This window comes from Kitasatospora sp. NPDC058115, assembly GCF_042884635.1.
GTDB lineage: Bacteria > Actinomycetota > Actinomycetes > Streptomycetales > Streptomycetaceae > Kitasatospora.
Genome location: NZ_JBHVTL010000027.1, coordinates 40,437 through 67,358 on the forward strand (window position 1 = coordinate 40,437; position 26,922 = coordinate 67,358).

Annotated in this window: 23 protein-coding genes and 3 pseudogenes; 13 read left to right on the forward strand and 13 right to left on the reverse strand. The window is 74.5% G+C overall.

Features of this window, described 5'->3' with window-relative positions; all coding sequences use genetic code 11:
* Positions 1–27: 27 nt before the first annotated feature.
* Positions 28–630 carry a TetR/AcrR family transcriptional regulator gene (locus ACFVVL_RS26765; RefSeq protein ID WP_387679505.1) on the forward strand — a complete coding sequence of 201 codons (603 nt, stop codon included), beginning with the start codon at positions 28–30 and terminating at the stop codon, positions 628–630.
* Between the two features lie 36 nt (positions 631–666).
* On the opposite strand, the gene ACFVVL_RS26770 is transcribed toward ACFVVL_RS26765, so the two are convergent.
* Positions 667–1,515, reverse strand: coding sequence for a phosphotransferase (locus ACFVVL_RS26770; RefSeq protein WP_387679508.1), 849 nt, complete (start codon positions 1,513–1,515; stop codon positions 667–669).
* Positions 1,516–1,630: 115 nt separating this feature from the next.
* Between ACFVVL_RS26770 and ACFVVL_RS26775 the strand changes: the two genes are divergently transcribed.
* On the forward strand, positions 1,631–2,161 hold the full coding sequence (locus ACFVVL_RS26775; protein ID WP_387679511.1) for a MarR family winged helix-turn-helix transcriptional regulator: 531 nt from the start codon (positions 1,631–1,633) through the stop codon (positions 2,159–2,161).
* On the opposite strand, the gene ACFVVL_RS26780 is transcribed toward ACFVVL_RS26775, so the two are convergent.
* On the reverse strand, positions 2,089–3,144 hold the full coding sequence (locus ACFVVL_RS26780) for an LLM class flavin-dependent oxidoreductase (protein WP_387679514.1): 1,056 nt from the start codon (positions 3,142–3,144) through the stop codon (positions 2,089–2,091). The two genes, ACFVVL_RS26775 and ACFVVL_RS26780, sit on opposite strands and share 73 nt — an antisense overlap.
* A 713-nt stretch (positions 3,145–3,857) precedes the next feature.
* Here ACFVVL_RS26780 and ACFVVL_RS26785 point away from each other — a divergent pair.
* Positions 3,858–4,415: a DinB family protein gene (locus tag ACFVVL_RS26785; protein WP_387679517.1), complete on the forward strand. Its 558-nt coding sequence runs from the start codon at positions 3,858–3,860 to the stop codon at positions 4,413–4,415.
* 144 nt (positions 4,416–4,559) lie between these two features.
* Here the strand turns inward: ACFVVL_RS26785 and ligA are convergent, their stop codons facing one another.
* Positions 4,560–6,632 carry an NAD-dependent DNA ligase LigA gene (gene ligA, locus ACFVVL_RS26790; protein WP_387679520.1) on the reverse strand — a complete coding sequence of 691 codons (2,073 nt, stop codon included), beginning with the start codon at positions 6,630–6,632 and terminating at the stop codon, positions 4,560–4,562.
* 300 nt (positions 6,633–6,932) lie between these two features.
* On the opposite strand from ligA, the gene ACFVVL_RS26795 reads away from it, so the two are divergent.
* The 4 genes and pseudogenes from ACFVVL_RS26795 (at position 6,933) to ACFVVL_RS26810 (ending at position 10,872) form a co-directional block, all read left to right on the forward strand.
* Positions 6,933–8,219, forward strand: coding sequence for an LPXTG cell wall anchor domain-containing protein (locus ACFVVL_RS26795; RefSeq protein ID WP_387679523.1), 1,287 nt, complete (start codon positions 6,933–6,935; stop codon positions 8,217–8,219).
* Positions 8,220–8,580: 361 nt separating this feature from the next.
* Positions 8,581–9,123, forward strand: coding sequence for a hypothetical protein (locus ACFVVL_RS26800; RefSeq protein ID WP_387679526.1), 543 nt, complete (start codon positions 8,581–8,583; stop codon positions 9,121–9,123).
* A 416-nt stretch (positions 9,124–9,539) separates the two neighbouring features.
* Positions 9,540–9,992 (forward strand): GyrI-like domain-containing protein, encoded by a 453-nt coding sequence (locus ACFVVL_RS26805; RefSeq protein ID WP_387679529.1) that lies wholly within the window; start codon positions 9,540–9,542, stop codon positions 9,990–9,992.
* Between the two features lie 282 nt (positions 9,993–10,274).
* Positions 10,275–10,872 (forward strand): annotated as a pseudogene (locus tag ACFVVL_RS26810) (choice-of-anchor C family protein).
* A gap of 62 nt (positions 10,873–10,934) precedes the next feature.
* On the opposite strand, the gene ACFVVL_RS26815 reads toward ACFVVL_RS26810, so the two are convergent.
* The 3 genes from ACFVVL_RS26815 to ACFVVL_RS26825 all read right to left on the reverse strand — a co-directional run bounded on the left by ACFVVL_RS26815 (position 10,935) and on the right by ACFVVL_RS26825 (position 13,840).
* The gene (locus ACFVVL_RS26815) at positions 10,935–11,168 is read right to left on the reverse strand and encodes a WhiB family transcriptional regulator (RefSeq protein WP_380294443.1); all 234 of its coding nucleotides are present in this window, start codon (positions 11,166–11,168) and stop codon (positions 10,935–10,937) included.
* Between the two features lie 133 nt (positions 11,169–11,301).
* Complete coding sequence (locus ACFVVL_RS26820; protein ID WP_387679690.1) at positions 11,302–12,594, reverse strand: PP2C family protein-serine/threonine phosphatase; 1,293 nt, start codon at positions 12,592–12,594, stop codon at positions 11,302–11,304.
* A 178-nt stretch (positions 12,595–12,772) separates the two neighbouring features.
* Positions 12,773–13,840 (reverse strand): DUF4190 domain-containing protein, encoded by a 1,068-nt coding sequence (locus tag ACFVVL_RS26825; RefSeq protein ID WP_387679532.1) that lies wholly within the window; start codon positions 13,838–13,840, stop codon positions 12,773–12,775.
* A 296-nt stretch (positions 13,841–14,136) separates the two neighbouring features.
* Between ACFVVL_RS26825 and ACFVVL_RS26830 the strand changes: the two genes are divergently transcribed.
* Positions 14,137–15,060, forward strand: coding sequence for a hypothetical protein (locus ACFVVL_RS26830; protein WP_380294445.1), 924 nt, complete (start codon positions 14,137–14,139; stop codon positions 15,058–15,060).
* Between the two features lie 60 nt (positions 15,061–15,120).
* Here the strand turns inward: ACFVVL_RS26830 and ACFVVL_RS26835 are convergent, their stop codons facing one another.
* Positions 15,121–16,977, reverse strand: coding sequence for a hypothetical protein (locus ACFVVL_RS26835; RefSeq protein WP_387679535.1), 1,857 nt, complete (start codon positions 16,975–16,977; stop codon positions 15,121–15,123).
* Between the two features lie 215 nt (positions 16,978–17,192).
* The gene (locus tag ACFVVL_RS26840) at positions 17,193–18,533 is read right to left on the reverse strand and encodes a helix-turn-helix domain-containing protein (protein WP_387679538.1); all 1,341 of its coding nucleotides are present in this window, start codon (positions 18,531–18,533) and stop codon (positions 17,193–17,195) included.
* A gap of 327 nt (positions 18,534–18,860) precedes the next feature.
* Here ACFVVL_RS26840 and ACFVVL_RS26845 point away from each other — a divergent pair.
* A pseudogene (locus ACFVVL_RS26845) lies at positions 18,861–20,759 on the forward strand (M4 family metallopeptidase); the annotation flags it as partial.
* A gap of 12 nt (positions 20,760–20,771) precedes the next feature.
* Positions 20,772–20,897: pseudogene (locus ACFVVL_RS26850) on the forward strand (carbohydrate-binding protein); the annotation flags it as partial.
* 91 nt (positions 20,898–20,988) lie between these two features.
* On the opposite strand, the gene ACFVVL_RS26855 reads toward ACFVVL_RS26850, so the two are convergent.
* Complete coding sequence (locus ACFVVL_RS26855; RefSeq protein WP_387679541.1) at positions 20,989–21,618, reverse strand: RICIN domain-containing protein; 630 nt, start codon at positions 21,616–21,618, stop codon at positions 20,989–20,991.
* A 145-nt stretch (positions 21,619–21,763) separates the two neighbouring features.
* Here ACFVVL_RS26855 and ACFVVL_RS26860 point away from each other — a divergent pair, with 145 nt between their 5' ends.
* Entirely contained in the window at positions 21,764–22,666 is a 903-nt protein-coding gene (locus tag ACFVVL_RS26860) for a LysR family transcriptional regulator (protein WP_387679544.1), read from the forward strand.
* On the opposite strand, the gene ACFVVL_RS26865 is transcribed toward ACFVVL_RS26860, so the two are convergent.
* Positions 22,663–23,904, reverse strand: a complete 1,242-nt coding sequence (locus tag ACFVVL_RS26865) for an MFS transporter (RefSeq protein ID WP_387679547.1) — start codon at positions 23,902–23,904, stop codon at positions 22,663–22,665. The two genes, ACFVVL_RS26860 and ACFVVL_RS26865, sit on opposite strands and share 4 nt — an antisense overlap.
* A gap of 213 nt (positions 23,905–24,117) precedes the next feature.
* On the opposite strand from ACFVVL_RS26865, the gene ACFVVL_RS26870 reads away from it, so the two are divergent.
* Entirely contained in the window at positions 24,118–24,492 is a 375-nt protein-coding gene (locus tag ACFVVL_RS26870) for a hypothetical protein (protein ID WP_380298371.1), read from the forward strand.
* A gap of 61 nt (positions 24,493–24,553) precedes the next feature.
* Here the strand turns inward: ACFVVL_RS26870 and ACFVVL_RS26875 are convergent, their stop codons facing one another.
* On the reverse strand, positions 24,554–25,342 hold the full coding sequence (locus ACFVVL_RS26875) for a DUF4232 domain-containing protein (RefSeq protein WP_387679550.1): 789 nt from the start codon (positions 25,340–25,342) through the stop codon (positions 24,554–24,556).
* Between the two features lie 292 nt (positions 25,343–25,634).
* Positions 25,635–25,862, reverse strand: coding sequence for a DUF6458 family protein (locus ACFVVL_RS26880; RefSeq protein ID WP_380298211.1), 228 nt, complete (start codon positions 25,860–25,862; stop codon positions 25,635–25,637).
* Positions 25,863–26,027: 165 nt separating this feature from the next.
* Between ACFVVL_RS26880 and ACFVVL_RS26885 the strand changes: the two genes are divergently transcribed.
* Complete coding sequence (locus tag ACFVVL_RS26885; protein ID WP_380298209.1) at positions 26,028–26,252, forward strand: hypothetical protein; 225 nt, start codon at positions 26,028–26,030, stop codon at positions 26,250–26,252.
* 114 nt (positions 26,253–26,366) lie between these two features.
* Here ACFVVL_RS26885 and ACFVVL_RS26890 read toward each other — a convergent pair whose 3' ends face one another.
* Positions 26,367–26,708, reverse strand: a complete 342-nt coding sequence (locus tag ACFVVL_RS26890; protein ID WP_380298207.1) for a hypothetical protein — start codon at positions 26,706–26,708, stop codon at positions 26,367–26,369.
* Positions 26,709–26,922: the final 214 nt, after the last annotated feature.

Below are 26,922 nucleotides of genomic sequence, written 5' to 3' on the forward strand. Positions count from 1 at the left end.
ACTGGTCCGGTTCGATACGATGGAGCCATGAAGAGAGCCGACGCCGTGCGCAACCGCCGCCTGCTGATGGACGCCGCCGCGGCGGAGTTCGCCGAGAACGGCATGGAGGCGTCGATCACCCGCATCGCCTCCCGCGCAGGCGTGGGCAAGGGCACGGTCTTCCGCCACTTCGACACCAAGGAACAGCTCCTGGCCGAGGTCTTCAGCGACCGCCTGGAGGAACTCGTCGAAGCCGGCCGCAAGCTCGCCGACGCCGACGACCCGGAGGCGGCACTCTTCGACTTCATGACAGTGGGCGTGGAGATCCACGTCCGCGACCGCTCCTTCTGCCAGGCCGCCGCAGCGCTCTCGCGCAGCGAGGCCAGCGTCCGGGCCTCACGCGAACGCCTCGCGGACGTTGCCGACACCCTCGTCGCCCGGGCACAGAGGGCCGGGGCTGTGCGCGACGACGTCACCGGCCTGGACATCGTGCTCCTGCTCAGCGGCGCCTCACAGGCCGTCCTCAGCATCGACGAGGCCGTCCCAGAGCTGTGGCGGCGCTACCTGGCCATGACCATCGACGGCCTGCGCCCCCAGAACGCCCGCCCGCTCCCCGTCGCCGCCCCCACCCTGGACCAGTTCACGGGTTAGTCAGACTCGGCTGCGGGTTTGATACTTGGCGCGCCATCACGGCAGAACCGCGAACGCCTCCTGCACGGCCTCGCGCCGCCCGGTCCACCAGGCCAGGAAGCGCTCGGCGGGCAGGAACAGGTGGTCGCACGAGTGGTCGGCGCGGTCGTAGTGGAAGACCAGCTGCCAGGAGTCCGACATCCGTTTCCACCACAGCCGTTCCACCGCGTCCGCCAGCGCCGGCACCGGGAGCGAGATCACCGATCGGTAGCCGGCCACGAACGCGGAGGTCTGCTCCAGATCGAGGAAGCCGTCCTCACCGCCGAACTGCACCATGGCGGTGCGGGCGACCTCCTCACCGAACGGCCGGACCCGGATCCGGTCCCAGTCGATCACCCCGGCGATCCCGCCGTCCCGCCACAGCACGTTCCGGTGCTGCACGTCACCGTGCGTCCACCCCACCGGGCCGACCGCCGCCTCGCCGGCCGGGCGCTCGTGCCCGTACTTCTCCAGCAGCACCTTGCGCTCGGCCAGCGCCGAGGCCGCCTCGGCGTCGAACGCCGTCCGGCTCTCCAGCCCCGCGACAAGCGCGAGGAAGCGGTCCGCCTCCTGGCGAGCCTCGGCGGGCGTGGTCACCGAGACCGTCACCTGCTTCGGCCCCGGCGGCAGCAGGCCGGCCATCCGCTCGTCGTTCAAGCTCTGGTGGCTCCGACCAAGCAGAACTCCGAGGTCACCGGCCTGCTCGATCGACAGCGCCGTACCCGGCAGATGGCTCCCCTCCATCCACGGGATCAGGCAGTACCCACGGCCGGCGACCTCGCCAACCTCGGCCGGTGTCGCCTGCTGCACCGCCCGGGCGGTGCGCAGCATCGCCGGGATGTCGAGCTTCTCCGTGGTCCGCGACACGACCCCTCCCCGAGCCCGGCGGAACCCCGACGGTAGCCCGCATCGTGAGCCCGCCCCGTGAGCGGGGGCACCGGCGTGTTCCGGCCGGTGGACCGGCTCGGTACAGTGGGGGCCCATGCGGCAGCGAGAACGCGAACGTGCACTGTGGGACGCCTTCTTCCACATGGACGCCGAGCTGTGGCAGGTGCTGACCCGCAGGCTCCAGCAGGACACCGGCCTGTCCGAGCCGGACTGGCAGGTCCTGGACGGCCTGGGCAACGCCGAGGGCCACACGCTGCGCGCGTTCGAACTCGCGAAGGCGCTGATGTTCGGCAAGAGCCGGCTCCACCAGCACGTCGGACGCATGGAGCAGCGCGGCCTGGTGGAGCGGGGGCCGGTGCCCGGCGATGCCCGCGCCACCACGGTCTCCCTCACCCCGCACGGTCTGTCGGTGTTCCGCCGGGCGCAGGCCTACCGCGCCCGGCACATCCGCGAGGAGCTGGTCGGCGCGCTGACCGTGGAGGAGGTGGAGCGGCTCATCGCCATCTCCGGCAAGATCCGCGCCCATGTGCGCCGCGACCGGTCGGCGGGGCGTCACTCCCAGACGGTGGTGGGCACCTCGGCCCGCAGGACGGGCGCCACCTCGGCGAAGAACCGTTCCAAGTAGTCGCGGGTGACGGCGAGTTCGGTCGTGTAGGTGGAGAAGAACCCCTCCACGCCGACGCCGAACACCTGGTTGCCGAACTTCCGCTGCAGGCCGAGGAGTTTCTCGGTGATCTGCTCGGCGGTGCCGACGAGCGCGGAGCCGTTCTTGACGAAGTCCTCCAGGGAGTCGAACGGGAAGCGGGCGCCGGCGCGGTAGTGCGCGGCGACCGAGGCCTCGAACATCGGGCGCGCGATCGCCAGGGCGTCCTGCGAACGGTCGGCGATAACAGGAGAGTGCACGCCCACCCCGACCGGCGCGGTGTCGGGGTCGTGGCCGTGGAAGGCGAGCCGCTCGCGGTAGTGGGCGACCAGGCCCAGGTAGTGGTCGACCCGGTCCGTGCCGTTGGCCGAGTACAGCGGGTCGCCCCAGCGCGCCGCCAGCTCGGTGGAACGCCGGTCGGTGGCCGAACCGTGCCATACCCGGGGCGCCGGCCGCTGCAGCGGCCGGGGTTCGAGGGAGACCTCGGTCAGCTTTGGGCGGTAGCGGCCCTCCCAGGTGACCTTCTCCTCCCGCCACAGCCGCCGCAGCAGCTCGTACCCCTCCTCCAGCCGGTCCCACAGCTCGGCCGGGTCCACGCCGAAGACGCCGGGCGCGACCGCGTCGCCGCCCTTGCCGATGATCAGGTCGAGACGCCCGCCGCTGAGCTGGTCGAGGGTGGCGTAGTCCTCGGCGGAGCGGACGGGATCGGTGAGCGAGAGCACCGCGACCGTGGTGACGAGCCGGATTCGGGACGTCCGGGCGGCGATGTTCGACAGGATCACCGCCGGTGAGGCCGACAGCAGCTCCGGATTGTGCCGCTCGCCGACCCCGAACGCGTCGTACCCCACCCGCTCCGCCCACGAGCCGAGTTCGACCACCTCCGCGAACCGCTCCGCCCGCCCCAGCGGCGGGCTCCCCAGCCCCCTGCTCCGCCTGGGCATCAACGTACTGGCCAGGAACTTCATGACCACACCCCTCCCGATGAGTTCACATGTGAACTCTGAAGGGCGCACCTCTCCCCGTCAATACGACAACCGGATGACACCGCCGTCGACACCCGGTCAGTTCCGCAATGAACCGGCTCGGCATGGCCGCCACCCGATCGAGTGGGATCCGTCGGCTCCGCCCCGCCGCTCGTGCTGCGGTCTTCTGAGGGCGCTGTCAGTGCCGGAGCCTGGTGCAGGCGGCGGGCCCGGTTCGAGGGTTACCGCCCTGGGCGGGTCGGGGGGTGGGACACTTCCGGCCACAGGGGCTGTGTTGGTGGGGAGCCGGCAAGGGGGTCGGGTGCGGATGTGTCGGTGGGTTCGGGGGGCCGGGGCGGCGGTGTGCGCGGCCGCCGGGGCGGAATGGGAGGCGGTGGTGCTCTTCGGCGCCGGCTGCGGCATCCACGGCATCGAGGTCGGTAGGAGCCGTCCGTGACCCCGCCCGCCTGGCCCTGGCGCGGCAAGTCAGGCAAGCGGCACGGACGGGCCCTTCCTTGAGTTCAGCGAGCGACTCGGGACTGAAGCAGCCCGGCCCAGCAGCTTGGACACACCGGTTCTCGCCCTGCTCAACCACCTCGAACTGGCCGTCGTCGCCAAGTCGGAGCACATCGCCGGCCGCGCATCCGAGTACCGGGCCCGGGCTTTCGGCCGGCTCGAACAGCCCGGGGCCCTCGGCGGGTCTGTAGTGTGCGGAAATGACAAGAAGCGAGCGACTCGCGGAGCAGTTGGACTGGTACTGGCGCAAGAACCTGCGACCGCGGCTGGACGGTCTTACCGATGAGGAGTACTTCTGGGAGCCGGTCCACGATTGCTGGAGCATTCGTCCACGGGACACGTCGGCCGCACCGATGTCGGCAGGTTCGGGGAAGTGGACGATGGACTCTGCGTCACCTGACCCGGTGCCGGCACCGGTGACCACGATTGCCTGGCGGCTGGCGCACATCATCGTCTCGTGCCTGGGCTATCGGGTCGGATGGTACTTCGGCGGCCAGGCCGTCGATTCCCAGACGTTCGTCTACGCGGGGACCGCTGACGAGGCGCTGAAACAGCTCGATGAGGTGTACGGGAGATGGAACGCGGGGGTCCGCGCGCTCTCGGACGTCGACCTGGAGAATCCGCCTGCGGTGGGGCCCGAGCGGTTTCCCGTCGAGAACAGGATCCTGCACGTCAACAGGGAGCTGATCCATCACGGCGCCGAGATCTCCCTGCTGCGCGACCTCTACCGCCGGCAGGACGGAGCCGTAGCGCGCTGAGGAGCCGCCCTCGCCCCCAAACCCCGCCGTTCGAATTCCGAGCTGGGCAAACGCCCGGATACCATGGGCCGATATGTCATGATCGGCTCAGAATCAGGCACTCACCTCACGCGGCACCTCGGACGGGGACCGAGCGCGACGGCGCTACCTCAGGTACGCGGCGATGCGGTCCGCGAACTCGTCCGGGGTGAGGATCGGGATGCCGAGCGTCTCGGCCTTCGCCCGCTTCGAGCCGGCCTTCTCCCCGGCCACCAGCAGGGTGGTGCGGGTGGACACCGAGGAGGAGGCCTTGCCGCCGGCGCGCTCGACGAGCTCGTTCATCTCGTTGCGGGAGAGAGCGGCGAGCGGGCCGGTCATGCTGCCGGTGACGACGACGGCCTCACCGGCGAGCGGCGCGACCGTACCCGGCTGCTGCGCGTCCGGACCGTCCGTGGGTTCGCCGACGGCGGCGTTCTCCGCAGCGGCCGGCCCCTGGGGTTCGGTGACGCCGGTGCCGACGTCCTGGGTGGCGAGCTTGTCGAGGAGCGGCGCGAGATCCGCGAGTTCGGCGACGATGACGCGGGCCTTCTCCGTGCCGATGCCGTCCACGGCGGCCAGCGTCTCGGCGTCGGCGGCCCGGATCGCGGCCATGGACCCGAAGTGGGTGGCGATGCGGCGGGACATGGTGCGCCCGGTGCCGCGTACGCCGAGTGCGCAGAACACGCGGTTCAGGGGCCGGCTGCGGGCGGTCCCGATCGCGGCGAGGAGATTCTCGGTACTGGTGTCGCCCATGCGTTCCAGGGCGCGGAGCTGCTCGCGGGTGAGGGAGAAGAGGTCGGCGATATCGGTGACGAGGCCGGCTTCGACGAGTTGGACGGCGCGGGTGCGGCCCAGGCCCTCGATGTCGAGCTGGTCGCGGCCGGCCGCGTAGATGACGGAGGCGACGGCCTGGCAGTTGCGGCCACGGGTGCACCGCCAGCGCTGCTCGGCGGTGTCGATGGCATCGCCGCAGCGGGGACAGGCCTCGGGGAACACGATCGGCCGCTCCTCGCCGGTGCGCTCGTCGGCGAGCGGCGCCTCCACACGCGGGATCACGTCGCCGGCCCGGTAGACGAAGACCCGGTCGCCGATCCGCAGGTCGCGCCGGGTGATGTCGGCGGGGTTGTGGAGGGTGGCGTAGGTGACGGTGACGCCGTCGATGTCGACGGGTTCGAGGACGGCACGCGGGGCGACGATGCCGGTGCGGCCGACGTTCCACTCGACGTCGAGCAGCCGGGTGACCTTGTGCTCGGCGGCGAGCTTGCGGGCGACGGCCCAGCGCGGAGCCCGCGACCCGCACGCGGCGTCACGCTGGTCGGCGGCGGAGTCGGCCTTGACGACCACGCCGTCGATGCCGAACGGCAGCGAGGCGCGCAGTGCGGCGATCTCCTCGACGCGCTGCTGGACCTCCTCCAGGGTGGCGCAGCGCTGCGGGTGGGCGGGGGTGGTGGCGGCAGTGTTGGCACCGAGGGCGGCGAGCAGTTCCAGCAGAGCGCTGTGGTCGAGGGCATCGTCCAGACCGAGGGCTCCGTAGGCGAAGAAGGTCAGCTCGACGCGGTAGGGGCGGTCCTTGGCGCGCAGGGTGCCGGCCGCGCCGCTGCGGGGGTGGGCGAACGGCGTCGCGCCGTGCTCGGTGCGCAGCCGGTTGGCGTGCTCGAACTGGTCGTGGGTGAGCAGCACCTCGCCGCGCAGTTCGACGTCGATGGGGTCGGAGAGCACGGTGGGCAGGCCGAGGATGGCGTCGGCGGCGTGGCTGATGTCCTCGCCGGCGAGGCCGTCGCCGCGGGTGAGGATCCGGTGCAGGCGCCCGGCGCGGTAGCGGGCGGCCACGGCCATGCCGTCGAGCTTGGGCTCCACGCACCAGGCGCTCACCTCACGGCCCAGCCGGCGCTCCAGCCCGGCCGCCCAGGACTCCAGTTCCCCGGCGGAGAACACGTTGTCGAGCGACAGCATCGGCGCGCTGTGCGGCACATCCCCCACGACCGCGCCGCCGGCGACCTTCCCGGTGGGCGAATCCGGCAGGACCTCGTCCGGGTGCGTCTCCTCCCAGGCCGCGATCGACCGCACCAGCGCGTCGTACTCGTCGTCCCCGAGCGGCGTGGCCCCGTCGGTGTAGTACGCGGCGGCGGCCTGAACGGCGACGGCGACCGCGTCCGCGTAGGCGGACGGGGAGGACAGCGGAGCGGATGTCTCGATCATGGCGACATCATGGCGCCCACCACCGACAACATGCCCGACCTGGGAGTGGAGGGCACCAGCCGCAGCACGATCTGTGCGCCGGCCGAAGCGCCCTCAGGGAATGATGCTGTCAGCGGAGAGGTGCCGTCAGCGAGGTGCTCGCCCGCGCCCGGGGGCGTCGGCGGCGGGCTGTCCGGTGGTCCGGGCGGCGCCCGGCTCCGGGCCGCGGACCGGCCGACCGCAGGTGCCGGCGCGGTGGTTCACCCGGACGCCGCCGCGTGGTATCCGGGGCGGAAACCGTGGATCACATAAACGGTTCATATGAGACACACTCACTACGCACAGGCCGGCCTCGCGACCTCCGTGGCGCTGGCGGCCCTGCTCGTCAGCTCCCCCCAGTACACCGCGGCCGCCGCGGGGACCCGCACCTTCGCCTACACGGGCGCGCCCGAACAGTACGTCGTTCCCGCGGGCGTCTGCGAGATCGTGGTGGACGCGTTCGGAGCCGCGGGCGGAAGCGCCGTCTACGGCTCGCCCGGCGGGAAGGGCGGCGAGGTGCGGGCGACGCTCCAGGTCCACGCCGGCGACGTCCTCACCGTCGACGTGGGCCAGGCGGGGAGCGGCGGCGACCTCCTCGTACCCGACAGCATGGCCTACGGCGGCTACGGCGGTGGCGGGCAGGGAGGGTCCGCGACCTCCGAGCACCGCCCCGGCAATGGCGCCATCGGCGCCGGGGGCGGCGGTGCCACCACCGTGACGGCCGCCGCCACCGCCCTGGTCATCGCCGGCGGTGGCGGCGGCGGCGCCGGCAGCTTCAGCGACAACGGGACCGGACGCGGCGGTGACGGCGGACAGGACGGGACCGACGGCGCGGACACCGGAGCGGTCCAGGCGGGCAAGGGCGGCAAGTCCGGCGGCCACGGCGGCGCGGGCGGGGCGGGCGGAACCGGCACCACCGGCTCCGACCACGACGGCTCTCCGGGCGGCGCCGCTGTCGGCGGCCGCGGCGGCGACGCGGCCGTCAACGTCGGCGACATCCACATGGGAACCGGCGGTGGAGGCGGCGGCGGGGCGCACGGCGGCGGAGCCGGCGGCTCCTCCACGGGCAGCACGCTCGACGCCGGCGGGGGCGGCGGAGGCTCCAGCCTCGGTCCCGCCGGTGCGGCCTTCACCACCGGGGCCCGCAGCGGCGACGGCGAGGTCCGCATCGAGGAGCACGTCTGCGCCAGTCCGTCCCCCTCCCCGACCGCCACCACCAGCCCCTCGCCCTCGCACTCCCCCACCGCCACCACCAGCCCCTCGCCCTCGCACTCCCCGACCGCCACCACCAGCCCCTCGCCCTCGCACTCCCCGACCGCCACCACCACCACGACCGCCACGTCCACGCCCCGCCCCACCCACACCGCGAGCCACGGCGGCACCGGCGCCGCCCACCCCACCGGGGGCCCGAGCCACCACCCCGCCCCCACCCCGCGACCCGGCGGCGGAGGCGACCAGCTCGCCGAGACCGGAAGCAGGACGCCGGCGCTCCTGCTCGCCGGGGTGCTCTCGCTGGGGGCCGGAGCCGCCGCACTCCGCCGCGCCCGTCGCCGGGACCGGCGCTCCTGAGCGGCGTCCGATCCGCACCTGACGCCAGGACCGGTGCCCGGCCCCCGCCCCGCGCGGGGGCCGGGCGCCTCCCTTCCCGGTGGCGGACGGGAGTGCCGGTCCGACGGTCGACGGTGCCGGGGGTCCCGCCGAGGAGCATCCGCCGGTACTCGGCCGGCGGCGGCGAATCACCGCCGACACCGCCGCCGTCCCCGCACAGGCGGGGCCGGCCGGGCGCCTGCTGCTCCTCACGGTGTCGGGGTGGGCTGCCCGGCACAGCGCCCGGGGACCCGGACCGATCTCCTGTCAGGGGCGTTGAGGCTCTGATCACGATTCGGTTCCGGCGCACGTGAGGCCGTGAGCCCGATGGGATGCTCCCTGCATGGACGAGACCGCCGCTACACCGCCCGTGCACCTGGTCGAGCCGGCGGCGGCAGCGACCGAGAAGCCGGCCTCGCCGAGCGTGCGCGTGCCGCTGTGGCTGGTGACGGGCATCGGCGGACTCGCCGTCGGTGCCGGTTCGGTCGGCCTGGCGTGGGGTTTGTCCTCCAGTGGCACCGCGACCGGCCCGAGCGCCGTGGCGACGGCGACACCTTCGAAGAGCGAGGTGTTCACGCTGGACGGGCAGATGACGCTCGGCAGCAACGCCAGGGACACTGCGTCCGGTTGCGTGGGGCGGGGCGGGTACGAGGACATCGCCAGGGGGGCATCGGTGACGGTGTTCGATGAGGACGGCACGGTGTTGGCGACGGGGTCCCTCGGCACCGGCCGGTCCAAGGGAACGACCGGTTGTGTGTTCCCGATCGAGGTCATCGGGGTGCCGGTAGGACCGAAGTTCTACCAGGTCGAGGTCAGCCACCGGGGGAAGGTCACCCTGTCGCGAGCCGATGCAGAAGCCGGCCTGTTGGGTGTCTCGCTGAGCTGACGGTCGCCCTCCCGGAACGGCAGGAGGCCGCCAACCTCATTGCTGCTCTTGATCCGCGCCCGGGCCGGCGCGGTCGATCCGGCCGCGGTCGACGCCCTCGGCCGCGAGGACCGTGTCGAGCGGGTCCACCGGCCAGGAAGTCGCGCGCGCGAAAAGCACGGCCGCGTACCCCTGGGGTCGGCGAGGAGGGGTTGCGGAGGGGAGGTGCCGAATTCGGCACGGTCGGTCGAGTACCTGCGGTTCCCGGACGGCTCGGCAATGGTGCGGTCGTGCGTGGGGACCGGGGCGCCGTCGACGATCAGGACCGCACTCCGCCTGTCGGCCGGCGAATTCGGGACGGAATTTCAAAAGGTCGCCGGATGGATTTTATACCTTGCTACCGTTTTCCCCACACCAATCGGACGGAGAACGGATCAATGTTCGCACGGGAAGAAATTCCGGAATCCCGCATCGCCTATCTGAGGCACACCGGGCCCTACGGCGCGGCGAACCGGGCCCACATGGAAAGGCTCAAGTCCTGGGCCGCGACGCACGATCTGCTGCGGGCCGACACCGCCGTCCTGGGCATCGCCCGGGACGACCCCGCCCGTACGCCGCAGGACGCCTGCCGCTACGACACCTGTCTCCTGGTGCCGGAGGACGCCGAGATCCGGGGTCCGGGGATCCGGGAGGGCCGCCTCCCGGGCGGGCGGCACGCCGTTCTCGCCGTCGCCCACACCGGGGAGGCCCTCGGGCGGGCCTGGGCCGGGCTCTTCGCGGACCTCGCCGCCCACGGGTTCGCCTTCGACGGCGCCCGTCCCGTTCTCGAACGGTACCGCCCGAGCCTGCTCGCCCGGCATCTGTGCGAGATCTGCGTTCCCGTCCACTGAGGCCGAACGGCGCGGGGAGGGGAGTGCGCGAGGTGGCGCACTCCCCCGGGCTGCCCGCGCACCCGGTCGCATTTCGGTGCGGCGCGGCGACGGGGACGCCCCGCGAGGCCCGGAACGGCGGGGCCGCGGCCGGCGAAACCGGCGTGCGGGAGCCCGCGCGCGGGCCCGGAGAGACACCGGGCGCCACTCCTCCGGCCTTGGCAGGGATCACCCGAACGGCGGACGCTCGGTGAGCGGCCGGTCACCGGCTGCGTCCGTCCACCAGCCCCGGGAGGGCCATCCATGTCGTTCTCGCGCCTCCACGTCGCCGTCGCCGCCCTGCTCGTCGCCGGTGCCACCGCCCTGGCCGGTCCGGCCCAGGCCGCCGACGGCCACCGCGCCCTGAGCCGCTTCGACGACGGCAGCTTCGAGACGCCCAAGGCCCCGGCGAACGCGTTCACCCCCCTGACCACCGGTCAGGGCATCGGGCCGTGGGCCGTCACCGCCGGCAGCGTCGACCTGATCGGCGCCGGCTTCTGGCAGGCCGCCGAGGGCGACCAGTCGCTGGACCTCAACGGCTCCAGCAGCGGCACCGTCGCCCAGAGCTTCACCACCGTTCCGGGCACCACCTACTCCGTCAGCTACGCGCTGGCCGGCAACCCGGCCGGGGGGGCCGGCCCTGCGGACCGGACGGGCGCTGATCGACGGCCAGGACTTCCAGGACTTCTCCTTCGACGTCACCGGCAGGACGAGGACCGCGATGGGCTACGTGGGCCGCCAGTTCACCTTCGTCGCGCAGGGCGCGGCCACGACCCTGAGCTTCACCAGCACCGTCGCCGGGGCGTACGGCCCGGTCATCGACAACGTGCAGGTGCAGGAGTGCAAGCCCTGTTGCGGGTGAGGCGAGCGGGGCTGCCGGGATTCCCGCGAGGGGGTCCCGGCAGTCGCCGTCCGTCCCGGGTCTCAGGCCCGGCGTCGTCGCATCGCCCGGCGTTCCGCTTCCGTCGTGCCGCCCCAGACCCCCTCCACGGGCTGGTCCAGCGCCCATTCCAGGCACTGGCGGGAGACGGGGCAACGGCCGCACACGGCCTTCGCCTCGTCGCTCTGCACGAGCGTCGCGAAGCTGGTGCTGCTCCCGATGGGGAAGAAGAGTTCGGGGTCCGTGCCGCGGCACCGGGCCGACTGACGCCAGTTCATGCCGTTCCTCCCTGCAGGTCTCCTCCTCCATGACTGCGCAGGGGCGGTGATTGTGACATCGGCGGGCGGGCCGGCCGCGCGGCACGGGCGTCGCGGAAGGGGGCGCGGAAGGGGGGCGCCACGGACAGGGGCGCTACGGAAGGGGGCGGACGGCGGCGGGGATCCGGATGGCGAGGATCGCCATGTCGTCGTGGCCGTCGCCGGGGTGCTGGTCGGCCAGGACGCGGACGAGGTCGTCCAGGGGCAGGGCGGCGTGGGCGGTGGCGAGGGCCGCGAGGGCGTCCAGGCCCTCGTCGATGGCCCGCTGCGGGTGTTCGACGAGGCCGTCGGTGAACAGCACGACGGTGCTGCCGGCGGGCAGCGGGTGGGTGTGGTCGGGGCGGGGGACGGCGGGGTCCACGCCCAGCGGGATGCCGGGTTCGCCCTGGACGTACCGGGCGTGCCCGTCGGGGCCGAGCACCAGGGGCGGCAGGTGGCCGGCGGTGCTCCAGTGCAGGCTCCAGCCGTCGCCGGCGGGTTCGATCCGGGCCAGGCAGGCGGTGGTGACGGGCAGGTCGGTGATGGCACCCACGGTGTGGTCCAGCTGGGTCAGCACCGAGCTGGGCGGGGTCCTGCGGTCGTAGAGCAGCGCGCGGAGCATGTTGCGGGCCTGGGCCATGGCGGCGGCGGCCTGGAGGTCGTGGCCGACCACGTCACCGATGACGGCCACGCAGGCCCGGTCGGGCAGGACCGCCGCGTCGTACCAGTCACCGCCGACGCGGGCCGGTTCGCTGGCGGTGCGGTAGACCGCGGCGCCGGAGAACGGGACCAGGTCGGGCAGGGTGGGCAGCAGCAGGCGCTGGAACTGCTCCGCGCTGTCGCGCACGTAGCCGAACAGGCGGGCGTTCTCGATGGCGATGCCGGCCGCGCCCGCGAGGGCCCGGACGATCTCCTCGTCGTCCTCGTCGAACGGCCGGCCGTCGGCGCGCTCGGAGAGGTAGAGGTCGCCGTAGATCTCGCCGCGGACGGTGATCGCCACGCCCAGCAGGGTGCGCATCGGCGGATGGCCGGGCGGGAAGCCCACCGAGGCCGGGTGGGCGGGGATGTCGTCGACCCGCAGCGGTGCGGGGTGCCGGATCAGATGGCCGAGCACCCCGCGTCCGTGCGGGAAGTCGACGCCGGCGAGCGCCGCCCGCTCCTCGTCCGTCAGACCGGCGGTGATGAACCGCTCCAGGTGGTCACCGGAGGGGGCGAGGACGCCCAGCGCGCCGTAGCGGGCGCCGGCCAGCTCCATCGCCGTCGTGACGATCCGGTGCAGCACCACGGACAGGTCCAGGTCACCGCTGATCGCCAGCACCGCCGACAGCAGCCCCTGCAACCGGTTCTTCGCCTTCGCCAGGGCGAGCAGCTGGAGGGCGACGCCTTCCAGCTGCTCGGCCGGCTCCAGCCGGTTCCCCCGCGGGTTCCCCTCCCCCGGTGACCCGGACGGCTCCGCGTCGGACTTCACGACATCACCTCGTTCGTCCCCACCCACGCTACGCAGGACCGGGCCACCCGGCCGGGCGCACGCGCCCGCCCGGCGCAACGGGGGCGGCAGGGTCGGCGAGGGCGGCGGGGCCGGCGGGTCAGCTGGGCGGGCCGGACCAGACGACGCTGCCGCTCGGCCCCGCGTCGTGGACGAACTCCACGGAGAACGGGTCGGCCGCGGTCTCCGGCAGGCCGTAGGCGGTCAGGCTGGTGACCTCCTTCCCGGGGGCGACGGTGCCGGTGGGGATCTTGAGCCGTCCGCTGCCGTCGATCAGGGTGAGGACGAGGACGCCGTTGGCGTCCCGGACGACGGGAAGGCCGCTGCCGCGGAGCGGGACCTCCGCCGAACCGGTGTTGACGATGGTGATCCTCACCTGGATGATCCTGGCGTTCTTCGGGGCCTTGAAGACGGTCTCGTCCGGGACGTAGCGCTCCGGCTCGGCCATCGTGACCTTCAGTCCGTCCGGGAAGGTGTAGGACTGCCCGAACGCCGGGTGCCGGGCCTTCTCGTCCGCGGCCGCGGCCGCCCGCTCGGCCTCGATGCGCCGGCGCTCGGCCTCCAGCCGCTCCCTCTCCTTCGCCGCCCGCTCCTCGGCGGCCCGGGCGGCCTCCTCGGCGCGGGCCCGGGCGGCCGCCTCGCCCGCCTTGCGCTCCTCGTTGACCGCCCGGATCTCCGTCACCACGAAGACCCCGGCGCCGGTGGAGACCAGCAGGCCGACGACGCCCAGGATCACGCCCGCGAGCGCGGTTCCCCGGTTGGTCGCGACGCCCTTGCGCACCTGGGTCAGGGCGACGGCACCGAGGATCACGGCCAGCAGGGCGGGCAGCCAGGACAGCCAGAACAGGATGACGGCCAGGCCGAGCACGGTCCCGACGATCCCGAGGACCATCGCCGCGATGCCCAGCCCGTTGCGGGGCTGCGGCGCCGGGACCGGGTACGGCGCCCAGTAGGGCACGCCCGGGCCGGGGAAGGCGCCGGGGATGGCGCCCGGGGACGCACCGGGGAACCCGCCCGGGGCGGGGAACGGGCCGGGGAACGGGCCGGGGGCCGTACCCGGAGCCGGGACGGCGCCGTCCGTCCGGTCGGGGCCCGGCGGTGCCCAGGGGTTCTCGGGGGCCGGGGCGTCGGCGGGCCCCGGGCGGTCGGGCGGGGCGGGAACGGTCATCCGGGATCCTTCGGGCGGGACGGAGGGGGGCGGCGCAGCCGGCCGGGTGACGGCGGGCCGGTTCCGGGCGTGCCGTCGGCGGGCCGGAACCGCGTTCGGGGCCCTGCACCGGGCGCCGGCGGATGATCAACATACCGGGTGCCCGTGAACGCCGCCGGACCGGCGCCGTGCAGGCGTGCAGGCGTGCAGGCGTGCAGGAGCAGGCCGGCACCGCCGGGAACGACCGGCGCACCGATTCGGCGCGGGGCGCGGACGGGAAGGATGCCTCCGACCGCGTCGTCGCGCTGAGGAGGGCCATGGTGCGCAGGGAACCGAGGACGACTGCCCAGAAGGGGCATCCGTACGGCCGCCGGCCCACCGGTGGGCTGGCCGACGTCCTGTGGGACTGGTCGAAGTCCGGCACCCGGACGGCGGCGCGCAACCGGTTGCTGCGGAGGCTGCCCGGGGTCGGGCCGGCGGCCGCGTACCGGTTCGGGCTGGTCGAGCGGCCGCACTACGCCTACGGCGTGCGGCGGGCCACCGAGTCGGCGGCGCGGCTGGGCCACCGGGGCGTGACGGTGGTGGAGTTCGGGGTGGCCGGCGGCAACGGGCTGCTGGCCCTCGCCGAGCACGCGCGCTACTACGCCGCCGCCACCGGGGTCGCCGTGCGGGTCGTCGGCTTCGACAGCGGGGCGGGGCTGCCCGACAGCACGGATCCCCGGGACCTCCGCTACCTGTTCGCCCCCGGTTTCTACACGATGGACCACGACCGGCTGCGGGCCCGGCTGGGAGCGGCCGAGCTGGTGATCGGCGACCTCGCCGCGACGCTGCCCGGCTACCTGGACTCGCACGCCGAGGTGCTGCGCGAGCACCCCGTCGGCTTCGTCGCCCTCGACCTGGACTACTGCTCCTCCACGGCGACCGCCCTCGGCCTGTTCCGGGGCCCCGCGCACGGGCACCTGCTGCCGAGGGTGACCTGCTACCTCGACGACCTGCCGGGAACGATCGGGCAGATCGGCGAGGCCGCCGCGATCGCCGACTTCAACACCGCGCACCCCGACCGGCCGATCGGACCGGTCCTGGGCCTGCGGGCGTTCACGCCGTTCGACCCTCCGTGGGCCGATCAGATCCACGTCCACCACCGGCTGGACCACCCGGACTACGGGCGGCTGGAGGTCGGCGCCACCGGCGACCAGCTCCCGCTGGACCAGGCCCCGCCGGGGCGGCGGCGCCGTCGCTGAGACGGCCCCGCCGCCGGGACGGACCCGGGTGAGCGACCCCGGGCCCGCCCCGGCGGCGGGTCAGGGCCGGGGGGACGCCTGGTCCTGGACGCGGCCCTGCAAGGCCTTGGAGAGCTCCGCGACGCAGGCGGCCAGCCGGCTGGTCGTCAACTGCGCCGGATCGCCGCCGCACCCGTCCGCCGGTGCGCCGGGCGTTGCGCCGGGCGTGGCGTCGGGCGCCGGGGCCGGGGTCCCGGACGAGGAAGCGGACGGGGACGGGGAGACGGACGGGGACGGCGCGGGGGACGGCTGGCCGCCCGGGGCGGTGATGCTGCCGTTCAGCGACACCAGGTTGGGCGTCACCCGCGCGTCGCCCGACAGGTCGATGTAGTCCTGGGTCTGGCCGTTGAAGTCCACGAACCCCCGCCACCTGTCCCGGCCGAACGGGATGATCTCCTGCAGCGCGCCGCCCTTCCCGACGCTGATGGTGATCGAGGTCTGCTGCGCCATGTACGACACCATCCGGCTGGCCAGCACGTCCAGGTTCACCGACGGCTCGTCGTCGCCGCGCACGTACACGTGCAGGTCGTTGAGGCCGCCCCCGGCGCGGTCGGCCTGCAGGACGGCGAACGCCACCACCAGTTGCGAGGAGCTCTCCCTCGGCACCAGCGGCGTCACGTAGTAGAGATGGCCGTCCGCCTTGGAGCGCAGCAGGAACTCCCCCGGGTTGGTGGCGTTGGCCGCCGCCGAGGTGTGCGCGTAGCCGAAGCCCCGGTCGTCCTTGGCGCCGCGCCCGCCGAGCCACTGCACCTCGTGGATCTGCGAGCGGACCACCGAGGCCGGGTACACCGCCCCCGGCAGCTCACCCGGGGCCACCTCGGCCCGGTACGTCATGTCCGGGCGGCCGTCCGGCGAACCGCGCAGCACCAGCACCCCGGCCGGCTCCAGCACCGTGCGCTGGCGGTAGCCGGTCTCCCGGGCCACCGAGATCACCACCACCGGCCGGGCGGTGCGGGGGTCGCTGCCGTCGCAGTAACCCCAGATGTCCTGGTCGCTGTAGACGACGTCCGGGAACCGCTCGGCGAGCAGGTTGCGCAGGCTGACGGCGCCCGTCCCGCCGAAGGCCCGGCCGAACGCGTGGTCACCCCGGAACGCGCAGGTGACGACGGAGTTGGAGCGGCCGTCCCAGACCGCGACGCCCTCCATCGGCTGCTCGCCGGAGCCGTCCAGGACGGCCGTCCACACGCCGCCGCCCTCCGAGCCGTCGGGCAGGTAGTGCAGGCTGTGCCCCAGCAACTGGATCCCGGAGGTGAGGCCGGCGCTGTCGGTGAGCGCCTTGGTCGCCGCCGCGTAGGAGGCGGTGCGCGCCTCGAAGTCGAAGTCCGGCATCGGCGCGGTCTTCACGCAGGCCGGCACGTCCGCGGTGCCCACGAGGTCGCAGCGGACGCCGTCGCCGGGGCGGGTGTGCTCGGTCACCGGCAGCACCGAACGCGGTGTGCCCGCACCGGTGGCCGGGACGTCGAGCACGGTGGCCGCCGCGTAGAAGCGGCCCTCGTCCTTGTCGTCGTCCCACAGCCCGGTACCCGCGCGCACCAGCGAGCCGGCCACCGCCAGCACCACCACCGCGACCGTCAGGCGGACCTTCCACCCGCCGAGGCCCGCCCCGGCCTCCTCCGCGATGACCACCACCGCCCACACGGTGCCGCACAACCCCACCGCGACCCAGAACCAGAACAGCGGCGCCGCGTCCAGCGGACCGCCGTGCGGGAAGAACTGCCGTTCGATCAGCAGCCGGTAGCTCTGGTCCTGCTGTCCGAAGCCGCCGAACACCAGGTGCTTGACCAGCCACACGACGAACGCGACCAGTGGCATCCACAGCCACCAGACGGCCAGCCCCACCACGCCGCGCCGCGCCGCACGGGCACCACGACTCGTCACACGCCCCCCCAATCCCGTGCCCCGCCGCCGCCCGCTCCCCGGCCGGCCGGGCCTGTGTCCCGTCCCTGCCCGCCCGCGCCCCCGGCGCGCCTGCGGAAGGGTCCTGCCGCGTCGGTCCGCGGACGTGGAACTCTACTCCTCCGTACGGACATTGCGACGGGCCGCCGACCGTGCGCGGACGGCGCGCAGCGGGACGGCGCGGACCGGCCCGGCCGTCAGAGGTCGGGCTCGGTCGGGGACCAGTTCCTGCCGGTGTGGGAGTAGGCCGGCGCGTCGCGGATGCCCGCGGTGCGGAAGGGGCGGCCGTGGTCGTCGACGCGCAACCGGCCCTGGCGGTCGCCGCTGCTCCAGACCAGGTCGAGGTACCAGCTGACGTCCTGCGCGGCGGTGGCCGCGTCGACGTCGATGACCTGCGGGTCGGCCGCGGAGACGCGGTAGGGGAAGTTCGAGAGGGTGGGCCTGCCGGTGTCGTCCAGGCCCTGCACGGGGGTGGCCCGGGGGGCGGCGGAGTCGAGGTTCACCGTGAAGGCCGCCGGGGTGAGGCCGCCGCCGCAGCCGGAGCCGGGTGTGTAGGCGTTCCCCTTGGGGGCCGGGCGCGTGCTGACGACCTGGATGTACGCGGCGTGCAGGACCACCGGCGTGGTGCCGGTCCCCTGGGCGGTCAGCTGCAGGCGCAGGTGGCCGCCGGGGACGCCCTGCTGGGCGGCCGCCCAGCTGTCGATGTCCGCCGGGCTGTCCGGCGGCGCGGTCACCTGGCCCGGGGAACGGGGGGAGAGGAACCACTGGCCGCAGGGGCTCCCCCAGTTGTCGGTCAGGACGGTGACGTGGAAGGGCGCGGGAAGGTCGTCCTCGGGCGGTGTCGTGGCGGCGGGGGCCGGTGCCGATGCGGTGGTGACCGGCGCGGTGGGGACCGGAAGCGCGGGGGCCGGCGCCGTGGCGCTCGGTGCGGTGGTGCTCGGGGCCGTGGCCGGCGGCGTCACGACGGGGGTGCTGGGGGGCGTCACGGCCGGCGTGTCGGGGGCCGTGGGCGGGAGGGCGGCGGGTTGGCCGCGGCCGTGCAGGACGAACGCCGACACCGCGGCGACCAGGAGGACGGCGGTCACGGCGCCGAGCAGCGCCCTGACCCGGCGCCGGCGGTGCCCGGTCGGGAGGGCGGCCGGGGCGACGGGCGGGAGGACGGCCGCGGGGACGGGCGGCTGCGCCGGTTCCGCCGACGGCGTCGGCGTGGGCATGGGCGTCGGCGTCGGCGCGGGAGCCTGCGCCGGGGGAACCGGTGCGGCCGGCCGGGGCCTGGACGCCGCCGCGCCCGCCTCCCGGCGCCGCGCCGCGTCGGCCACGATCCAGCGGCGGTGCAGCAGGACGAGCTCCCCGTCGTCCGCCCCGCAGGCCCGGGCGAAGCGCTCCACCGGCGCGTACTCGGTGGGGACCGCCGCGCCGTTGCAGTAGCGGTGCAGGGTGGAGGTGCTGACGTGCAACCGGGTGGCGAGCATGCCGTAGCTGTGGCCGGAACGTTCCTTCAACGCCCGCAGCATCCCGGCGAACTCGTCGGTCTCCACGCCCACTCCGGCTCCCCCGCTCCCCGTCCTTCGGCCCGGCATCCCGCCGAACCCGCAGCTCACGGTACCGGCAGCCGGTCCGGGATCCCCAATCGCGGGGACCTTCGGGCAGATTCCCGGCCCACCCGGCCCGCCGGGCCCGCGACTTGACGGAACTTGCCAACCCGACGCATCACGCGCACCAACCGTTGACCGGAGCATGACGCCATGTGAGGGTTCGAGCACCCGAGCGCGGACGGCCCGCACGGCCGTCCCCACACACGGCCCTGCGGTGTGCCACCAGCTGTTCCTTCCGCGGTCGAGGACCCCCACACGCTAGGAGCCTCGATGAAACGCAGTGCCACCACAGGCCGGTTGCTGACCGCCGCGACCACCCTGACCGTGCTGGCCGGCACGATCGCCGCCACCGTGGGCCCGGCCACCGCCGCGCCCGCCGCCCCGGCGCCGCCGAGCGCGCTGGCCGCCGCCGTGAACGCCGCCGACGCCGCGGCCGCCGCCGGCCTGGACGCCCTGGCCAAGGGCCCGGACGAGACCTACGAGCGTCAGTCCGTCACGCCCTGGGTCGGCGGCCTCTACTCGGTCTCCTACGAGCGCACCTACAAGGGCCTGCCGGTGGTCGGCGGCGACGCGGTCGTCCTGGCCGACGCCCAGGGCAACGTCCGGGGCTCGCAGTCCGCCTCCAGCGGCCGGATCCAGGGCGCCACCACCGCCAGGATCAGCGCCCAGAAGGCCGAGAAGACCGCGCGCACCAAGCTCACCGCGGTCGACTCCGTCCAGTCCCGCCGCCTCGTCGTGCGCGTCAAGGACGGCGACAGCGGCCGGCTGGCCTGGGAGACGGTGCTCACCGGCCGCAACGGCGACACTCCGAGCACCCTGCACGTCTTCGTCGACGCCACCACCGGTGAGGTCATCGACAGCTACGACGACGTGCGGGCCGGCACCCTGAACAGCAAGTGGAACGGCCCCTCGGCGACCATCAACACCACCAGCTCCGGCAGCTCCTTCTCGCTGCGCGACCCGGGCCGCCCCGGTCTGAGCTGTGCCGACAACGCCACCGGCCAGGTCTTCACCAAGTCTTCCGACTCCTGGGGCAACGGCAGCGCCACCAGCAAGGAGACCGGCTGCGGCGACGCCATGTTCGCGGCCCAGAAGGAATGGGACATGCTCCGCGACTGGCTCGGTCGCAACGGGCACAACGGCAACGGCGGCAGCTGGCCCGTCAAGGTCGGCCTCAACGACGTCAACGCCTACTGGGACGGCTCCTCCGTCTCCATCGGCCACAGCCAGGCCAACGAGTGGATCTCCTCCATCGACGTCGTCGGCCATGAATTCGGCCACGGCATCGACCAGTTCACCCCCGGCGGCGCCAACAACGAGAACGGCCTGGGCGAGGGCACCGGCGACATCTTCGGTGCACTCACCGAGGCCTACGCCAACCAGACCTCCCCCTACGACAGCCCGGACTACCTCGTCGGCGAGATGATCAACCTCGTCGGAAACGGTCCGATCCGCAACATGTACAACCCCTCGCTCGTCAGCAACAACCCCAACTGCTACTCCGCCTCCATCCCGAGCACCGAGGTCCACGCGGCCGCCGGCCCGCTCAACCACTGGTTCTACCTGCTCGCCGAGGGCTCCAACCCCGGCGGCGGCAAGCCCACCAGCCCCACCTGCAACAACTCCTCCGTCACCGGCGTCGGCATCAAGGACGCCGGCCGGATCTTCTACGGCGGCATGCTGCTCAAGACCAGCGGCATGACCTACAAGCGCTACCGCACCACCACCCTGACCGCCGCCAAGAACCTCGACCCGACCTGCAACCTGTTCACCCGCACCAAGGCCGCCTGGGACGCCGTCAGCGTCCCCGCCCAGACCGGCGACCCGACCTGCACCAACAACGGCGGCGACGACTTCTCGCTCGCGCTGAACCCGGGCTCCGGCTCGGTCAAGCCCGGCGCCTCGACCACGGCGACCGTCAACACCGCCGTCATCTCGGGCAGCGCGCAGACCGTCGCCCTGACGGCCTCGGGCCTGCCGTCCGGTGTCACCGCGACCTTCAGCCCGTCGTCCGTCCAGTCGGGCGGCTCCGCCACGCTGACCCTGTCGGCCTCCTCGTCCGCCGCGACCGGTAGCTACCAGGTCACCGTCACCGGCACCGCCGGGGCCACCGTCCACACCGCCCAGTTCAGCCTGACGGTCGGCAACGGCACGCCCAACCCGGGTGGCACCTGGGCCGCCGGCACCACCTACAAGGCGGGCGACGTCGTGACCTACAACGGGGTCAGCTACCGCTGCCTCCAGGGCCACACCGCCTACGCCGGCTGGGAGCCGCCGAACGTCCCGGCGCTCTGGCAGGCCATCTGACCGGCAGGCCCTGACCTCCGGTGAAACCACCGCGCCGCGGTCCGTCGAGGGGACGGACCGCGGCGCGCCCGGCGTTCCCGGCCGGGGTCGGTCAGTTGTACCACCACTCCTGGTTGGCCTGGCCCCAGCCGCAGTCCCACAGCTGGACCACGTTGCCGCGGCCCCAGTCGTAGATGTCCAGGCACTGGCCGGTGGGACCGGGGAAGCCCTGCGGAACGCCGGCGAACGCGCGGTTGATGAAGCGCAGGCGACCGGCACTCGCCGGTACGGTCCAGGCCTGCGAGGCGCTGTTGTCGCACGGGAGCTGGACGACCTGCTGTCCCCGGCCCCGGTAGCCGTCGACGCACTTGCCGCTGGCGTTGCTCTGGATCTGGTAGCCGCCGCTGACGGCGTTGTACGAGACGTTCCAGGACTGGTTGGCGCCGCCGTGACAGCCCCACATCTGGACCCACGGCCCGTTGCCCCAGTCCCAGACGTCCAGACACCTGCCGTCGGCCTCGGGGGCGTTGCTGGTGATCGTGAAGGTCCGTGGCGGATAGTCACTCGCCACCGCGGCCGGCCCGGCCGCCGCCGCGCTCGCCGCGAGGGTGCTGCCGGGCGTCACGGGCGCCGTGGGCTCCCCGGCCGCGGACTGCCCGACCGCGACCGCAGGGCCTGCGCACAGCGTCAGCGCCGCCGCCGCGGCGGCGAGGATCTGACCAACTCTTCTGGGACCGTTCATGGTTGCTGCCCTTCCGTTTAACTGGTTCAGACCAGTGACGCTAGGGCCGCAACGGCACCCCGGCACAGTCGAGTACCGGCCGTTTCGATCACCGCCGGGCACCGGCCCCGCGGACCGGGTGCACGGCCGGGCGTAGGCTGTCGAGGTGGAACCCTCGACGCCCGCCCCGCCCCTGCCCGAGCTGCCGCTGCAGGAGCTGGAGTGCTTCGCCGTCCTCGTCCACCAGCTGCACTTCGGGCGGACCGCGCAGCGTCTCGGCGTCTCGCAGGGGCGGGTCTCCCAGCTGATCAAGCGGCTGGAGGGCCGGGTCGGCGCCCCGGTGTTCCGGCGGACCAGCCGCCGCGTGGAGCTGACCGAGCTCGGGGGCGTCCTGGCCGAACAGGTGGTGCCGGCCTTCGAGCGGCTCAGGGAGGGCTACGACGCCGCCCGCGCCCGGGCGGCAACCGCCGAGCCGCTGCGGCTGGGATTCCAGTGCGCGGTGTACGAGCCGGTCGCCCGGGTGATCGCGGGCCTGCCGGAGGGGGCCACGCAGCTGGTCGAACTGCCGTGGGCCGACCCGTTCTCGCGGCTCGCCCGGGGTGAGGTGGACCTCGCCATCGTGCTCGGTCCGTGCCGGGAACCGGGGCTGGAGGTGCTGATGAGCTTCTCCCGGCAGCCGGTGCACGTGGCGGTCGACGCCGCCCTGTACCCGCCCGCGGTGGAGGCGGTGGGCGCCGAGGAGCTGGCCGCGCTGGCGCTGATCGAGCCGCGCGGCCCGGCTCCCGCGTACTGGCGGCAGGTGCACGCGCCCCGGCGCACCCCGGACGGACGGACGCTGTCCTACCCGGCGGGGGCGGTCACCCTCCAGGAGGGCCTGTCGATGGTGGCCGGCACCGGCCGGGGGCTGCTGCTGTGCGAGCGCAGCACGACGTACGTCCGGCGCCCGGACCTCCGCTTCCTGCCGGTGCCCGGGCTGGAGCCGACCGACCTGGTGGTGGTCCAGCGCGAGGGACGGCCGCACCGGCTGACGGCCGGGTTCGTCACCCGGCTGGCCGGGAAGGTCGGCTAGATCCTCTCCTCGCGGATCACCCCGGGCGGCGCCGACAGCAGGGTGAGCAGCAGCCCCGCGGCGGCCAGTCCGGCCGCGGTGAGCAGGACGGCGCGGTGGCCGGCCCGGTCGACCACCAGGCCGCCGGCGAGGGAGCCGAGCGCGATGCTCGCGTTGAACACGCCCGCCCAGACGGCCGCCGAGGCCTCGGCGACGGCCGGGGCGGCGGTGCGCACCCAGGCCTGGGTGGCGACCGACACCCCGCCGTACGAGACGCCCCAGAGGACCAGGACGAGGAGCACCGTGACGACGCCGCCCACGGCCTGCGGGAGCAGCACGGCGGCCAGCGCGACCCCGCCGAGGGCGGCGGCGACGGCCGCCTTCGGGTGACGCCCGGACAGCGGGCCGAGGGTGAAGTTCCCGGCGACCCCCGCCACGCCGTAGACCAGCAGGCAGCCGGCGATCACGCCGCTGCTCGGACCGGCGCCCGCTTCGAGGACCGGACGGACGTAGGTGAAGCCCGCGAAGTGGCCGAGCACGACGAAGGCGGTGGCGGCGGTCCCGGCGGCCACGCCGCGGTGGCGCAGGGCCCCGAGCGGACCGTCCGCCCGCCGGTCCCCGTGCACCGGCGGGGCGGGCAGCGGAGGCAGGACGGCGGCGAGCACGGCGGCGCAGACGGTGCCGAGGGCGGCGAGCGTCCAGAACGCGAAGCGCCAGTCGAACAGGGCGGCCAGGTAGGTCCCCAGGGGGACGCCGAGCACGGAGGCGATGGAGACGCCCGAGAAGATCAGTGTCATGGCGAGGGCGGTGCGCGGGCCTTCGGCCAGGCGCGGGCCGAGTCCGGCGACCAGGCCCCAGACGACGCCCATCGCCGCGCCGAGCAGGATCCGGCCGGCGGCGAGGACGGTGAAGTCCGGCGCGAGGGCGGACAGCGCGTTCGCCAGGGCGAGCAGCAGCATGGCGGTCACCAGGACGGCCCTGCGCTCGCGCCGGCCGACCAGCCTCGGGGCGAAGGGGGCGAGGGCGGCGGCGATCAGGCCGGTGATGGTCAGGGACAGTCCGGTGACCCCGTCGCTGACCCCGAGGCCGTGCGACATCCCGGTGAGCAGGCCGACCGGCATCATCTCGGAGGACACCACCGTGAAGGTGGCGAGCGCGACGGCGAGGACCGGCGACCAGCGCTGCGGGGCGGCGGGTGGGACGGGCGGAGCGGACGGGGGTGGGAGGGTGTCCGCGTGCGTCCTGCGGGCGTTTGTCATGCGATCAGCCCATCAGCCGCCGCCGGGGGCGAACAAGATCGTTGACCTCATCGATCGATGAGCCCGGCTCATCGATCGCGGGCCCCGCCGGGTCTGCGGGCGCACCCCGGGGGCCCCGCCCCGTCTGCCCCGGCGCCGGACGCCGGGTAGCGTGACCTGCGGCACCGCACAGTGCCGCCCCGGTGGGCGGTCGACGGAGAGACGGAGAATCGGATGACCCTGGAGGAAGGCCGTCGCGTCCGGCTGGCCGAGGACCTCGCGATCGGTGACGCGCTCGCCGGGGAGCCGGGGGCGGTCGTCGGGTTCCTCTCGCTGGGAGCGGGGATCGAGGGCACCGTCGAGCGGGTGAACGGGGAACTCCCGGAGAGCCAGGAGGTCCGCGAGTACCGGCGGCTCAAGGCGCTCCTCGACGACTACGGGCACACCATGCCGGAGGCGAGCCGCGAGCGGCTGGAGGCGGAGATCGCCGAACTGGAGCCGGAGTGGGACGCCCACCGGGGGCGGGGCCGGCGGGTGACGGTCCGGGTCCGGTGGGACAACGGATTCGTCCTCGACGAGGTGCACCAGGACGTCCTCGGCACGCTGTGACGGACGGTTCACCCCGGCCGGACCCCCGTCACCCCGCCCCGCCCGCCGCACGTGCCGGGGCTCAGGGCCGCTGGTCCGCGGTGGCCGCGGAGGCGGCCGCGTCCGCGACGCTGCTCCGGTAGAGGCCCAGCCGGGGCCCCAGGACCTTGGCGCCGGGGCCGAGCGGGAAGTTGCGGGTCTCCGCCGTGGGCATGTGCTCGCCGTCGGCCAGCACGTCGAGGTGGTCGATCCCGGCGGCGGTGCCGGCGCTCGCGCCGCCCGGGTTGAGGTCGATCACCGCGTAGGCCGTCCGGCCGGCGCCGACCGGGTAGGCGGGGGCGCCGCCCAGTCCGCCGGGCACCAGCGGCCTGAGGTCCTTGCCGTGGTCGGCGGCGTGCGAGTCGCCGAGGCCGACCAGCGGGTAGTAGCTCAGGCCGCAGGCGTGCGGGCCCTGGTTGCGCACCTCGATCACCCTCTGGGTCGGCGCCTCGGGGCGCGCGGTCACCCGGACCGTCAGGTCCTTGCCCTCGCACGGGTGGGTGTAGGCGTAGGCGTCGTCACCACCGCCGCCGGGCGTGCCCGCCGCGCTCGGCCTGGCCGAGGCCGGCACGGGGGCGGAGGCGGCCGGGGCCGGGGCGGCCGGGGCGGTCGTCGGGGCGGCGGTCTTCGGGGCGACCGGGGCCGACGCCGCCGGGTTCTGGCCCGCCGGGTCGGGGCCTGCCGGGTCCGGGGCGGCGGCCTGCGGGTCGGACGCCGAGGCGGACTTCGCCGGCCGGGGCCCGTCGGTCGGCCCGTCCGGCCCGCAGGCGGTCAGGACGAGGGCGGCACCGGCGAGCGCGGCGGGAACGAAGAGGGCACGGCGGATGGACATGGCGGATCCCCGGAGGAGCGAAGGAGTGCGGTGGAGGGGCGGTCGGCGCCACGGTCGGCGCTCCGCCCGGCAGCACTCTGCCCCGCCGCCCGTCCCGCCCGCCAGCCCCTCCCCCGGATCCGGCACGCTGGAACGATTCCACCCCCTCTGACCTGCGGTTTCACCAGCCCCTGGAACGGTCCGGCGGGACGTTCCAGGGGGTCCGGGTCCGCCCCGCCGTGCCGCCGGGCGAGCCGGTGGAGGGGCGCGTCCGGCGGGCGGGCGGGACCGGCCGGTCCCACCCGGGCCCGGGTCAGAGGCCGTCCCGGTGGCGTTCCTCGACGACCACCTCGTCCACCGCACGGCCGCTCAGATAGCGCCGCCGGCCCAGGACCTTCGCGTACGCCACGACGCCGATGAGGCCGGCCGCCATCAGAACGACGCCGACCACGGTCAGATTGACGCCGGAGAGGTGCCAGTCCACGCCGAACGCGAGGACCGCCCCCACCGCCAACAGGATGATGCAGCCGCCCAGGCCCATGATTCCCTCCGTCATCGCGTCCGGCCCACCGTTGTCGGGGGCCGCCGCTGCGCGTACCCCGGATCGCCGGGGCGATGCCCCACGGTCGACCGGGGGGACGGCTTTCCCGGTGGGCGGGCGGGCGCAGTACGCTGGACGGCCGACGCATCCGGACGGGAGGCGAAAGTGGCGGCGACGACGCGGCCCAACCGTGAACTGCAGACGATGGGCGACCTGTTCGCACCCCCGGGCGATCCGGGACCCCCCGAGGTCCGGGCCCGGGCACGGCGGGCGGTGGCGGCGCGGGCTCACGACGCCGAGGACTGCCGGCTGCTGCTGGACGCCCTCGGGCTGCTCGACCACCCGACGCCCGGCGGGGAGTCCCGGGACGGAGCCGGAACGGACGGCTGAGGGCGCCACCGCGCGGGGATCCCCGAGACCCCTTCAGGTCCGCGCGCCGGGCGCCGGTGCGCGGGCGCCCGCCGAGGTGCGCGGGTGCGCCTCGGCGGGGTTCCCGGCGGTGGTTCAGCGCATGCAGAGCACGGTGGCCCTCGCGGAGTACCAGCCGATGCCGGCCGAGCGGACGTCGAAGCCGAGGACGTAACACTGGCTGCGCTGCCAGCCGGCCCCCTGGGCGTAGAGGTACGCCATGTTGACCGCGCCGTTGACGGCCGTCTCCTGCGAACCCCCGGCGCTGCTGGCGGTGAACTGCGCGGTTTCGGTGGCCTCGACGGACCGGCTCGGGCCGGCGGCGGCTCCGGCCGCGGCCGGGGCGGCCTGGGCGGTGGCGGCGCCCCCGAGCAGACCGGCGGTGGCGGCGAGGGCCGCGGCGGCGACGCGCAGACGGACGGCGGACGTACGGGTCATGGGAACTCCTCGGTCGCGGGTGGGACGGCTCACTGGGGCCGGTCTCGGCCGGCGGATCCAGCCTCGCCGCGCGCGGCCCGCTCCGGCAAAGCCCTTCGACCCCCCTCGAATCCGGGCCCGGCCCCCGGAGGTGGCCGCGCCGGCCGCCCGCGGCGCCGACGGCGGCCCCGCGCGTCGAGCGGGGCCGCGCCCGCGCCACCCGAAGGGGCGGGAT